Source organism: Streptococcus cristatus (genome assembly GCF_003943505.1).
GTDB lineage: Bacteria > Bacillota > Bacilli > Lactobacillales > Streptococcaceae > Streptococcus > Streptococcus cristatus_E.
Genome location: NZ_RJPS01000004.1, coordinates 126,288 through 138,612 on the forward strand (window position 1 = coordinate 126,288; position 12,325 = coordinate 138,612).

General features: G+C 43.2%; 12 protein-coding genes. All 12 read right to left on the minus strand.

Translation table 11 applies throughout. From position 1 onward, the window contains the following. Window positions 1-163: 163 nt before the first annotated feature. The 12 genes from D8792_RS05110 to mnmA all read right to left on the minus strand — a co-directional run bounded on the left by D8792_RS05110 (window position 164) and on the right by mnmA (window position 12,207). On the minus strand, window positions 164-886 hold the full coding sequence (locus D8792_RS05110) for an ABC transporter ATP-binding protein (protein ID WP_125373165.1): 723 nt from the start codon (window positions 884-886) through the stop codon (window positions 164-166). After that, on the minus strand, window positions 886-1,884 hold the full coding sequence (locus D8792_RS05115) for an ABC transporter substrate-binding protein (RefSeq protein WP_185758402.1): 999 nt from the start codon (window positions 1,882-1,884) through the stop codon (window positions 886-888). The genes D8792_RS05110 and D8792_RS05115 overlap by 1 nt, the downstream gene beginning before the upstream one ends. A 42-nt stretch (window positions 1,885-1,926) precedes the next feature. Then, window positions 1,927-2,679: an ABC transporter permease gene (locus tag D8792_RS05120; RefSeq protein WP_125373167.1), complete on the minus strand. Its 753-nt coding sequence runs from the start codon at window positions 2,677-2,679 to the stop codon at window positions 1,927-1,929. Further along, window positions 2,642-2,932 (minus strand): thiamine-binding protein, encoded by a 291-nt coding sequence (locus D8792_RS05125; RefSeq protein ID WP_125373168.1) that lies wholly within the window; start codon window positions 2,930-2,932, stop codon window positions 2,642-2,644. The genes D8792_RS05120 and D8792_RS05125 overlap by 38 nt, the downstream gene beginning before the upstream one ends. A 408-nt stretch (window positions 2,933-3,340) precedes the next feature. Further along, a complete protein-coding gene (locus tag D8792_RS05130) occupies window positions 3,341-3,964 on the minus strand; it encodes an HAD family hydrolase (protein ID WP_185758405.1) in 624 nt (207 codons plus the stop codon). Window positions 3,965-4,168: 204 nt separating this feature from the next. Next, on the minus strand, window positions 4,169-4,441 hold the full coding sequence (locus tag D8792_RS05135) for a Veg family protein (protein ID WP_125373169.1): 273 nt from the start codon (window positions 4,439-4,441) through the stop codon (window positions 4,169-4,171). Window position 4,442: 1 nt separating this feature from the next. Next, window positions 4,443-5,798: a replicative DNA helicase gene (gene dnaB, locus D8792_RS05140; RefSeq protein WP_005592121.1), complete on the minus strand. Its 1,356-nt coding sequence runs from the start codon at window positions 5,796-5,798 to the stop codon at window positions 4,443-4,445. A 25-nt stretch (window positions 5,799-5,823) separates the two neighbouring features. Beyond that, window positions 5,824-6,276, minus strand: coding sequence for a 50S ribosomal protein L9 (rplI, locus tag D8792_RS05145; protein WP_125373170.1), 453 nt, complete (start codon window positions 6,274-6,276; stop codon window positions 5,824-5,826). A gap of 1 nt (window position 6,277) precedes the next feature. Further along, window positions 6,278-8,263 (minus strand): DHH family phosphoesterase, encoded by a 1,986-nt coding sequence (locus D8792_RS05150; protein ID WP_185758403.1) that lies wholly within the window; start codon window positions 8,261-8,263, stop codon window positions 6,278-6,280. 292 nt (window positions 8,264-8,555) lie between these two features. Next, window positions 8,556-10,463: a tRNA uridine-5-carboxymethylaminomethyl(34) synthesis enzyme MnmG gene (gene mnmG, locus D8792_RS05155; RefSeq protein ID WP_125373171.1), complete on the minus strand. Its 1,908-nt coding sequence runs from the start codon at window positions 10,461-10,463 to the stop codon at window positions 8,556-8,558. 259 nt (window positions 10,464-10,722) lie between these two features. Continuing rightward, window positions 10,723-11,040 carry an SseB family protein gene (locus D8792_RS05160; protein ID WP_260470227.1) on the minus strand — a complete coding sequence of 106 codons (318 nt, stop codon included), beginning with the start codon at window positions 11,038-11,040 and terminating at the stop codon, window positions 10,723-10,725. 21 nt (window positions 11,041-11,061) lie between these two features. Continuing rightward, on the minus strand, window positions 11,062-12,207 hold the full coding sequence (gene mnmA, locus D8792_RS05165) for a tRNA 2-thiouridine(34) synthase MnmA (protein ID WP_260470228.1): 1,146 nt from the start codon (window positions 12,205-12,207) through the stop codon (window positions 11,062-11,064). Window positions 12,208-12,325 lie beyond the last annotated feature (118 nt).

The window sequence follows — 12,325 nt, forward strand, 5'->3', positions numbered from 1 at the left end:
ATTGTCGAGCAAGACGCAGTGGTTGAGTGGGCTCTATTACGCTGATTTCATCAGCTTTTACAGCCCTACTCAACTATGCGGAGGTGGGACGACGAAATCGAATTCTAACGAATTACCGATTTCTGTCCCACTCTCTAAAGTCATTTTTAGAAAACAAGGCAACTTATAGCCCCAAAAGCTTCAAAATCTCCTGCTTGTATCGCAGCTTTTGTAGTTCCTTATCCTCACTGTCTGACCAAGTCAGCTGGAGATTAGCTATGATTTGTCCAGGCCGATTTTTCAGGATATAGATACGGTCGCTGAGAGCCAGAGCTTCCTCGATGCTATGAGTAATGAGAAGAGTCGTCAGACCCAGCCTATGATGAATGTCCAGATACCACGCGTGCAGATCCATCTTGGTCAGCTCATCCAAGGCACTAAAGGCCTCGTCCAGAAGAAATAGCTTGTGCCCGAACATATAGGTCCTTAGCAGGGCCACGCGCTGCCGCATTCCCCCGCTCAGCTCATGTGGATACTTGTCTGCCACATCAAAGAGCCCGAACTCCTTCAAAATCTGGGTCGCCTGCTCCGTCGCTGCCTTTTTGGATACTTTTCGGATGAGGAGGGGCAAGATGACGTTGCCCAGCACTGTCTTGTGCCCCAGCAGCAAGTCCTTCTGCAGCATATAGCTCACCCGCCCCTTAGGATTTTCCTGCCCGTCTAGGACAATCCTGCCCGACTGGACCTCCAAAATCCCAGCAATCAGATTAAAGAGGGTCGTTTTCCCGACTCCACTAGGACCCAAAATCGCTACGATCTGGCCAGATTCTACCTCTAGGCTGATATCTTTCAAAATCTGCTGCTCATCATAAGCATAGCTTACATTTTCAAGTTTAATTTCTGTCATTATTTTATATAATCGTTGCTGAATCCCTTGTCAGTCAAATCATTGTTCACGATGCCATTGTTCTTGGCCCATTTGTAAAAGGCATTCCAACGGCTAGCCTCAAACTGACCCCACTTGTCCTTATCCGATGCATATTGCTCAGACAGATATTTTTGGGAAGCCAAGACAAAGTCACGCTTGCTTTTCAGCTCTGGCGCATGCTTGATTAAAATATCCGCTGCTTCTTCAGGGTGCTCCATGGCATATTGATAACCCTTCTTGATGGCCTGCAGGACCTTTTTCGCCTCGTCTGGATTCTTCTCCAGATAGTCATTATTGGCAATGATGACTGGAGAATAATAGTCAAACTCCTTTACATAGTCCTTCATGTAAAAGAAATTAGTATCCATGTCCTGAGTCTGAGCCATGATGCCGTCCCAGCCATGATAAATCCAGGCCGCATCAAACAAGCCATTTTCAATCGGCGTAATAGAGTTGGAATCGTTGTTGGGAACTTTTTCTACCGCATCAAACTGACCGCCTTGGCTTTCGACCAAAGTTTTGAGCATGCCTAGCTCCACTGGATCATTCCAAGTACCGTATTTCTTGCCAGCCAGATCCTTAGGGCTTGTAATCCCAGCAGATTTTTTGGAAATAATGCCCGAAGTATTATGCTCTACAATAGCCGCGACAGCTGTGATTTCTGCGCCCTTATCCAGTTTTTTAGCCATAGAGTCCTGGAAGTAAATACCAAAAGGTGCCTTGCCGTTGATAATCAAATCCGAACTGCTATCTTCAGGCGGCAACTTGATATCCACATCCATACCTGCTTCCTTGAAGTAGCCCTTTTCCTGAGCCACATAAAGGCCGGTATGGTTGGTGTTTGGTGACCAATCTAGGATAAAATCAATCTTTTTGTCCTTACTAGCAGACTCTGAGCCTGACTTGCTGCAAGCCGCTAGGCCAAAGATAGAAACGGCAGCCAAGCCTGCCAGCAATATTTTATAAGTTTTTTTCATTATAATCCTCTTTTCTTTTTTGGAAATAGCAGAGCTGAGCTCCTATTTCCATTTAATAACATATTTTTCACTGACAGCCACCAGCTTCATCCCCAGAAGACTGATAACCGAAACCAATATGATAATGGCAAACATGGTATCGTACTGGAAAAGTTTCTTGGACTGAATCATATAAACACCCAAGCCTTCAAAACCGCCCAACCATTCGGAAACCACAGTCGTGATAAAGGCATAGGAAACACTAACACGCAAGCCCGCATAGAAATAGGGCAGACTAGCTGGAATCTTAAAATGCCAGAGAATCTGCCAGCGATTGGCCTGCATAAGCTCAAATAGCGTCAGAGTATCCCGATCACAATGCCGAAAACCATCCAGAATACTGACGATAATCGGAAAAGTCGTCGTCAGAGTAATGAGCACAATCTTAGGCAAAATCCCATACCCCAGCCAGAGAACCAGAATTGGCGCCAAAGCAATGGTCGGAATCGTCTGCACCACGACCATCATGGGATAGATCAGATCATTGAGCCAGCTCATGCTGTCCATGAGCACAGCTAGTATACAGGCCAAGATGACACCCAAGACTAAACCCAGCAAGGCTACTTTTAAGGTGGCCCAGCTATGACTTGCTAGAAAGCCCGCATCTCTGATAAAGGCCTGACCGATCTCCAGAGGCGTCGGCAGGATAAACTTGGGCAAGAGCTTGAGCCAGCCCATGACCTGCCAGATGACAAGAATTACCAGCATACCCAAAAGGCTAATCTGCTGCCGCAGGATATTTTTCAAGTTTTTCATCAATACTTAAAATCTTTCCATAGTTTATTTTCACATTCGCAAAAACATTGTCTGCCTGAGTGCCTGCAAGTTCAATCGCCTGCTGCAGAATAGGAAATAAAGTCTCCCATTCCCCTTCTAAAACGGTCTCAAAAGGCGTCACGACCATCCTCACTGGCTGTTTTTGCAAAAACTCAATCACTTCCTCTATGACTGCCAAACGATTCACATCATGTGACAAAGGAAGAATTTGTAAAGCGATACTGGCTTTCATCTCTTCACCTCCTTACTTTCATGCTTCATCTGAGAATAATGTATGCAGATAGGATTAAAATTCACAAGAAAATAACTTGGTTTTTAAACAAAAAGACAGCGAGCTCCCTTTATAAACACCTTGCTTTCCATACAAAAACACCTTCTCCAATATGGAAAAGGTGTTGCACGCATTAGTAAACTAAAGATTGGTGAATAATCCCCATTTTAGCAAAACCACAAGGTCTTTACAAATACAATTCCCTACGCTGGCATTACCCAGATCAGATGCGGTCGAAGCTTACACTTCCTCTCAGACTGTACACAGACTCCCATATATAGGATTATGATAACGCAATCATCAGCAAATGTCAAGATTGGAGCTTGGACTCACTACTTTTCAACTACAAGTGAATCAAACGATCATCAATCAGACAAACTCTCCTTTCGCAGCCAACAAAGCCTCCATAGCCCTGATATTCTCTGACTCACTTATGGATAAGATGGTTTCAAAACCCAGTTCAGCTGCCGTATCCAAGTTAGCCTGAATATCGTCAATGAAAACGGATTCTGTCGGATCAATCTCGTACTTTTTCAGCAGTTTTTGATAAATCTCTGGCTCTGGCTTGACAACCCCGACTTCTGAGGAAAGAATATAGCCCGACAGTAGTGGATAGATGGGTAGCAAACCAGCTTTTTCAATATGATAAAAAATCTCGCAAGTAGTTGACAGGATGTAAATGCGATAGCCTTGATCAGCCCATAAGCCAATCTGCTCCTGTAAACCACTGTAAACCTCCACAACCTCATACCAATTGTATAAGATATTCTGAACAGCAGAATGATACGAATCTTCCAGCTGAGCTAGCACTTCGTCACAAGCTTCTTTCAAGCTTAGCTCTCCCTTGTCTGTTTGATGCCAGACACCCGACTCAAAAATGACCTGTCTAAGAAACTGTCGCCGCTCTTTCTCAGGTTCAAAAGAGGTCAAGATTTTCTCAGAATTCCATTCAATCAAGACATTTCCTAAGTCAAAAACCAAGTTTTTTATCATTTCCTTCACCAGCTCTTTCCCTTTTATAGAAGCTTTCGTAAATTCTAGCTCATGCCACTGCAAATCTGCCATTCCAACCTATCTTGACTATCCCTAATATAGCATGTTTAGGTTAAGAAAAATCCCAGAAATGAACTGTTCCTCAAAGTTGGGTTTTGCCCAACTCTAGGAAACAATACAAAGTTCTGGAATCACCTATTATTCTTAGTCAAAATAGCGAATTAAATTTTTCTCTGTCAAAATATCTGAGTAAGTATAGGACTCCACATAGGTGTTAGCAATTTCACCTGGTTGGCCTCCTTCATTTTCATACTCAACGATAAATAGAGAAGGATAAACTTCAATCAAGCGACCTTGTTTNCTCTTTTGGCGCTTACGGCCATTTTCNAAGGTCATCTCTACCATNTGCCCCTCGTGAGCCTTGATGTCCTCCTTGATTTTCTTCATTTTTGCTACATCTGTAAATGCATCACTCATACTATACATCCTCTCTTTTAGAAATACTTGAAAATTTATTATATTCTTTTTGGAAAATTAGCTCAACCGTACCACGCGCTCCGCTCCGGTTTTTCTCAATAATGACTTCAACCTTATTGTTCGGAATGCCCTCCTCTTCCTCACCAGCCCGCTCATAATAGTCATCCCGGTAAAGAAAGGCTACGATATCCGCGTCCTGCTCGATAGACCCAGACTCCCGAATATCTGATAGTACTGGGCGCTTATCCTGCCGCTGCTCCACGCCACGCGAGAGCTGACTCAGAGCAATAACCGGCACCTTGAGCTCCTTCGCTAAAATCTTAAGCTGGCGGGAAATTTCCGAAACTTCCTGCTGACGGTTTTCACGACCCGTTCCTGTAATCAACTGCAAGTAGTCAATCAAAATCAGGCCAAGATTCCCTGTCTCCTGAGACAACTTACGAGCCCGCGAACGAATCTCTGTAATCCGAATCCCTGGCGTGTCATCAATATAGATACTCGCATTGGCCAGATTTGCCGTCGCAATGGTATATTTTTGCCATTCTTCATCTGTCAATTGCCCCGTACGGATAGAATGAGAATTAATCACTCCTTCTGAAGCCAGCATCCGGTCTACCAGACTCTCTGCCCCCATTTCTAGGGAGAAGATAGCCACTGTCTTATCAAGCTTAGTCCCGATATTCTGAGCGATATTGAGGGCGAAGGCCGTCTTTCCGACCGCAGGACGAGCAGCTAGGATGATTAACTCTTCTTCGTGCAAGCCCGTCGTCATCTTATCCAGCTCACGATAACCCGTCGCAATCCCCGTAATATCAGTAGTTTGCTGAGAACGGGCTTCTAGATTAGCAAAATTAAGATTTAGAATATCTTGAATATTTTTAAACCCACTGCGGCTGGCCGTTTCACTGACATCAATCAGAGCCTTTTCTGCTCCTGCAATGATTTCCTCGGATGGTCTTTCCCCATCATAGGCTTGGTTTATGGATTCTGTCAAGCGCGAAATCAGCCGGCGCAAGATTGCTTTTTCAGAGACGATCTTGGCATAGTACTCTGCATTGGCAGAAGTCGGCACAGAATTAACGACCTCCACCAGATAGCTCAAGCCACCAATATTCTGCAAGTCTCCTTGGCTATCCAAAATATTGCGAACGGTGGTCGCATCAATAGCATCCCCACGATCCGCCAAGTCAATCATGGCCTTAAAAATCAGACGATGGGCATATTTAAAGAAATCCCCAGGCTCAATATATTCACGGACAAAGACCAGTTTGCTCTCATCGATGAAAATGGCCCCTAGTACAGACTGTTCTGCTAAAATATCTTGAGGCTGAGCTCGCAACTCATCAATCTCTGCCATAGGTGAATCCTTCCTTTAATTCTTTTTACCCTTCCGTAACCCGCAGGCGAATCACACCTGTCACATCTTGGTAAATCTTTACAGGAACATCAATCAAACCAATCGAACGAATGGGAGAATCAACCTTGATATTCCGTTTGTCAATTTTTAGACCAAATTGCTTTTGTAGTTCATCAGCAATTTTTTTGTTAGTAATCGAACCGAAAGTCCGTCCGTCTGGTCCTACTTTCTCTGTAAAAGCAACAACTGTTGCTTCTTCTTCCAACTTAGCTTTGATAGCTTGAGCCTCTGCCACCATTTCTGCGTGGGCTTTTTCTTGAGATTTTTGCTTTCCTCTCAGCTCACCGATAGCTTGTGCATTGGCTTCCTTAGCCAGATTTTTCTTAATCAGGAAATTTTGAGCATAGCCAGTAGGTACTTCCTTGATTTCCCCTTTTTTCCCTTTTCCCTTTACATCTGCTAAAAAAATAACTTTCATTTTATTTCTCCTTTTCTAGTGATTCTTCATTATCCATCACTTGATCCATAATCTCTTGATTTAGACGTTGAGTGACTTCAGCAACCGTTTGATCACTGACTTGCGCTGCTGCTAGATTAAAGTGGCCGCCACCACCCATTTTCTCCATAATCCGCTGAACATTGATCTTGCTGCGACTACGAGCTGAAATGGATACGTAACCTTCGGTATTCTTGCTGACTACAAATGTTGCTTCAATGCCCGACATGGCAAGCATGGTGTCAGCCGCCTTACTAATGACAACTGTATCATAGCCGACATTTTCAGGACCTGCTGCTACAATCACATTTGGTAAAAGCTTCTTACCAGTCAAAATCAGCTCATTGACTGCTCGATACTCTTCAAAATTCGTCGAAGAAATATCCTGAATGACGACACTATCACTGCCCCGAGCACGCAAATAACTGGCTACATCAAAGGTTCGACTGGTCACTCTGGAAGTGAATTTCTTGGTATCCAGCATAATCCCAGCCATAAGCAGGCTGGCTTGAATTTTATTCAGGCGATTCTTCTTGGAATTTTGAAACTGAATCAGCTCCGTTACCAATTCGCTGGCACTGCTGGCCCCACTTTCGATATAGGCGATAACTGCATTTTCAGGGAAATCCTCATCACGGCGGTGATGATCCACCACAATCGTCTGACTAAATCGGTCAAATAATTCCCTTGAAAGCGTTAAGGCCAGCTTCGAGTGATCCACCATTATCAAGAGCGAACGACTGGTCACTCGGTTCATGGCTTCCGAAATCGACAAAAGATAATCAGCGCCTTCCGACGTCAATTTTTGAATGGAGCGATAGATGTCTGAGCCCATCTGTTGGTCATCATACACAACATAGGCTTTCTCAATGATATTGCTAGCAAAAAGCTGCATACCCACTGCGGAGCCTAAGGCATCCAAATCAAGATTGCGATGACCAACCACAAAAACCTGATCTACACTCTTGATTTTATCTGAAATAGCTGCCATCATAGCCCTCGTACGCGTACGTGTACGTTTGACAGATGCAGCCGTTCCACCACCAAAGTAAACTGGATTCTTGGTCTCATCATTCTCTTTGACAACCGCTTGGTCACCACCCCGGACCTCAGCTAGGTTAAGATTAAGGAGGGCAATCTTACCAATTTCATCATGCTTACCATCCCCGTAAGAAAAGCCCATACTAAGCGTCAGGGGAAGTTTTCGACTCTTGGCTTCTGTCCGAAATTGATCAATGATCGAAAATTTACTATCCATCAGTTGTTCCAAAACCGTATAATCCGTGAAAAGATAATAACGATCCATCCCCACCCGACGGTAGAACATATGAAATTGCTCAGAAAACTCTGCTACAAAGTTAGCTACAAAACTATTGATATGACTAATATCTGAATCTGATACAGCATCTTCCAAATCATCATAATTATCAACTGAGACAACCCCGATAACTGGTCGCGTCGTAACGAGCCCAACTGTTGCTTCATACTCACTTGATGCATCAAAAAAGTACAGGACACTAGAAGTTGAATCAAAGTAAACAGAATACTGGTTATCTCCTACTGTTGCATAGCTACCCGATTTCGAAGCAGCAAGCTGGATAATTTCCTGCAGGAGATCACTATTTAGCTCCCCATCATCCGTTGTAAAAATCAATTCAGCATAAGGATTGAACCAGTCTACATCTCCACTATTTTCATTGATTTTAATCACACCAACTGGCATCTTATCCAACAAAGAAGCTAAACTTCCCTCTGCTTGATGATTGACATAGCGAATCTGCTCAAGCTCGTCCAATTCAGTCACTCTTTGCTGCTGAATAAATAGCCCAACCAAGAGCACCAGCACTATGAAAAGAGACACCAGCATAGGCAAACTATCACCAAAAAGGCGTAGACAAATAGCTAATATGATAAAGGAAGTAAACCCCACTATCGCAAAGTAGCTCGGGGAAAAACGAATTCTTTTCATTAAAAAACCTCTTATTGCGCCATTTTACCATATTTTCTTAAAAAAAGCGAGTTTTCACTGTCCTTGGACACTTATAAAGCAAGACAGAGTCAAGTCGCTCGGATTCTTTTCAGATAAGAACTTGTAAATCGTTTTCAAATCCTGTAAATTTTGTAAACATAAAAGTTTCAATAGTTGACAACTTTTGTAAACCATGTTTTATATCAAGAGTTTCTTTTATCAACTTTCGTTTACAATATTGTAAACCATATAAAAAACGCACCCTCTATTAAGACAGTGCGTCGATTGCTTATCATCTTGCTTTATTTTTAGAAATGCTTCTAGACTTGCCTTCTAAGTAAACCATCAAAATAGAAATATCTGCTGGATTGACACCCGAAATACGGCTTGCCTGACCAATCGTTTCTGGATTGATTTTCTTAAACTTCTGCCGCGCTTCTGTCGCAATGGAGTCAATATCATCCCAGTCAATATTTGCTGGAATCCGCTTTTCTTCCATGCGTTTCATCTTCTCAACCTGATCAAGAGCTTTAGAAATATAGCCTTCGTACTTAATCTCTGTCTCAATTAGCTCGATAATCTTTTGATCCAACTCTTCTGCCGCTGGACCAATGAATTGAACCACATCTTGATAAGACACTTCCGGTCGCCGCATAAATTCTTTGGCTGTCACTGCATCTGTCAGAGCTTTAAAGCCAAGCGCTTCTATCTTAGCATTGGTTTCCTTGACGGGTTTCAACTTGATGGATTCCAATCGCTTCATCTCGTTGTCAAATTGATTCTTTTTAATCTCGAAACGAGCCCAGCGCTCATCATCTACCAAACCAATTTCTCGGCCAATCTCTGTCAAACGCATATCAGCATTGTCATGGCGGAGAATCAAACGATATTCCGCTCGACTAGTCAAGAGGCGATAAGGTTCTACAGTCCCCTTGGTCACCAAATCATCAATCATGACTCCAATGTAACCATCACTACGCTTCAAGATCAACTCTGGCTTCCCTTGGATCTTCAAGGCCGCATTAATCCCAGCGATAATCCCTTGTCCTGCAGCTTCTTCATAACCAGAAGTTCCATTGGTTTGGCCTGCTGTAAAGAGTCCTGAAATTTTCTTGGTTTCTAAGGTTGCCCGCAACTGGTGAGGCATAATCATATCGTACTCAATGGCATAACCTGTCCGCATCATCTCAGCATTTTCTAGCCCCTTGATAGAGTGAACCAAATCCTTCTGTACATCTTCTGGCAGACTGGTTGACAGCCCTTGCACATAAACTTCTTCCGTATCACGACCCTCAGGCTCTAAGAAAAGCTGGTGGCGTTCCTTATCCGCAAAACGGACGATCTTATCCTCAATAGACGGACAATAACGTGGCCCTACTCCTTTAACGATACCTGAAAACATAGGAGCACGGTGCAGGTTATTTTGGATAATTTCATGACTTTCTGCATTGGTATAAGTCAACCAGCAAGGCACTTGATCTTTCACATAGTCCTCATCACGAGAGGTGTATGAAAAATGATTGGCTTTTTCGTCTCCTGGCTGAATCTCGGTTACATCATAATTGATCGACGATGCCTTAACACGTGGAGGCGTTCCGGTTTTAAAACGGCCAATTTCAAAACCTAGATCCCTCAGGTTATCTGCTAAAGGAATGGCTGCTAAACTGTGATTAGGACCAGATGAATACTTGAGATCACCAATGATAATTTCTCCCCGCAAGGCTGTTCCAGTCGTAACAATGACGGCTTTAGCCGCATACTCCTGATGGGTCGCTGTCTTAACCCCAACTACTTTACCATCTTCTACCAAGATTTCATTAATCATGGTTTGTCGCAAAGTCAAATTTTCTTGATTTTCAACAGTCTTCCGCATTTCTTTGGAGTAAAGCTCTTTATCCGCTTGCGCTCTAAGGGCACGAACTGCAGGTCCTTTGCCAGTATTGAGCATTTTCATCTGGATATAGCTCTTGTCAATATTCTTGGCCATCTCGCCGCCCAAAGCGTCTACCTCACGGACAACAATGCCTTTAGCAGACCCTCCGATAGATGGATTACAAGGCATAAAAGCCAGCATCTCAATATTTATAGTTGCTAGCAAAACTTTACATCCCATGCGGCTAGCAGCCAGCGATGCCTCAACTCCAGCATGGCCTGCTCCAATCACGACAATATCATAACTTTCAGTAAAATTGTGTGTCATCTCTTTTTCCTTCATTTTTTCACCAAAAAAGGCCAAGTCTCTAGAAGTGCAGGACAAAAAGCCTGCAACATCCATGAGCTTTGACCATCATAGGTATTGCTTATCTTATTGTAGCAAATTGAGCGAAATTGTCAATCTAAAGCAACTAAGATTGGCGAATCGCTTCAAAAGCTTCTTTATCAATCTCGACAGATTCAGAGAATGCATCCAGAACAATCCCTCTTAATGAAAATCTCCCTCTGCCTTCAACTGCAAACAATCAATCTGTGACAGGCAGTTGCAACCAAGAAAAGCGATCATAGTATTCTTTTGGAATCTCTTGCTCGTTTGAGAAAGAGGGATAGAAATAATCATCTCCCTTCTGCAGAATATCGGGTTTTAGGCGAGCACCCTCTTGGCCTTCACTCTCATCCATTAGATAAGCATTGAAAGGAACCCAAACCTTAGATTGCTTTAATACCTTAAATAATGCCTCTATAGATTCTGTCGTTTTCTCATGCAAATACTGCTTCTTATAGTCAGAAAGAGTTTCAAGTTCCTCCTTCTTAACAGTCTTTTTCTTAAAAAATTGAAACATTCTCGTTCCTCTTGTAGCTACTTAAATGTACTGCAAGACTTGACCATTCTTATAAGCTCTGTCAATCAAGCCACCACCTAAGCACTCATCTCCATCATAGAAAACGACTGCTTGACCTGGAGTAACTGCCCTTTGTGGTTGATAAAAGTTGACAACAGCCTTGTCACCCTTTACAGTAACTGTCACCTTAGAATCTGGCTGCCGGTAGCGAAACTTAGCTGTACATTCCATAGTAAATTCTTCTGGCATTTCTTTTGTGAAATGAACCTGACTAGCGTCAAGGCTGGTTGACATTAAATGGTCATGATAGAATCCTTGACCAACATAAAGAATATTTTGGCTAAGATCTTTTCCGACCACAAACCAAGGTTCGTTGTCACCGCCCTGCTGACCACCAATTCCAAGACCACCCCGCTGGCCAATGGTATAATACATGAGTCCTGCGTGCTGTCCCATATCTCGGCCATCCATTGTCATCATGCGACCAGGCCGGGCTGGTAAATATTGACTCAGAAACTCTTTAAAATTCTTCTCACCAATGAAGCAAATACCAGTTGAGTCTTTTTTCTTAGCAGTGGCTAAGCCGGCTCTTTCAGCAATCGCTCGAACTTCTGGCTTTTCTAAATGCCCCAGAGGAAACATGGTCTTTTGCAATTGTTCCTGTGATAGCTGGCTCAAGAAGTAGGTCTGATCCTTATTGTTATCCTTGCCACGTAACATGTGAACTAGACCATCTTGGTCTCTCTTTACCTGAGCATAATGACCCGTTGCCACGTAATCCGCTCCCAGTGTCAAGGCATAGTCAAGGAAGGCTTTAAACTTGATTTCCTTGTTACACATAACATCTGGGTTCGGAGTCCTACCAGCGCGGTATTCCGCTAAGAAGTATTCAAAAACGCGATCCCAGTACTCTTTCTCGAAGTTGACAGAGTAGTAAGGAATGCCAATCTGATCTGCAACAGCTGCTACATCCTTGTAGTCTTCTGTGGCTGTGCAGACACCAAATTCATCTGTATCGTCCCAGTTTTTCATGAAGATGCCAATTACATCGTAACCTTGCTCTTTCAAGAGTAAAGCAGTTACTGATGAATCGACACCTCCGCTCATACCAACGACGACACGAGTCTTAGAGTTATCACTCATTGTGTTCTCCCATCTTTTCGTTATTTCACGATTGAAGGTCGTGCTGTGCTTTCAACGATTGAAGGTCGCTTGAGCACGGTCTATTATAGCATGATTTAGCAAGGAGAACAACGAATAACCTTTGCTCAATCTGATAAGCTTT

Bases quoted from the DNA above. Each gene is read 5' to 3' on its own strand.
- D8792_RS05125 (WP_125373168.1), bottom strand. From the start codon at position 2,932: ATGAAAGCCAGTATCGCTTTACAAATTCTTCCTTTGTCACATGATGTG.
- D8792_RS05120 (WP_125373167.1), bottom strand. From the start codon at position 2,679: ATGAAAAACTTGAAAAATATCCTGCGGCAGCAGATTAGCCTTTTGGGT.
- dnaB (WP_005592121.1), bottom strand. From the start codon at position 5,798: ATGGCAGAGATTGATGAGTTGCGAGCTCAGCCTCAAGATATTTTAGCA.
- D8792_RS05115 (WP_185758402.1), bottom strand. From the start codon at position 1,884: ATGAAAAAAACTTATAAAATATTGCTGGCAGGCTTGGCTGCCGTTTCT.
- rplI (WP_125373170.1), bottom strand. From the start codon at position 6,276: ATGAAAGTTATTTTTTTAGCAGATGTAAAGGGAAAAGGGAAAAAAGGG.
- D8792_RS05160 (WP_260470227.1), bottom strand. From the start codon at position 11,040: ATGTTTCAATTTTTTAAGAAAAAGACTGTTAAGAAGGAGGAACTTGAA.
- D8792_RS05110 (WP_125373165.1), bottom strand. From the start codon at position 886: ATGACAGAAATTAAACTTGAAAATGTAAGCTATGCTTATGATGAGCAG.
- D8792_RS05150 (WP_185758403.1), bottom strand. From the start codon at position 8,263: ATGAAAAGAATTCGTTTTTCCCCGAGCTACTTTGCGATAGTGGGGTTT.
- mnmG (WP_125373171.1), bottom strand. From the start codon at position 10,463: ATGACACACAATTTTACTGAAAGTTATGATATTGTCGTGATTGGAGCA.
- D8792_RS05130 (WP_185758405.1), bottom strand. From the start codon at position 3,964: ATGATAAAAAACTTGGTTTTTGACTTAGGAAATGTCTTGATTGAATGG.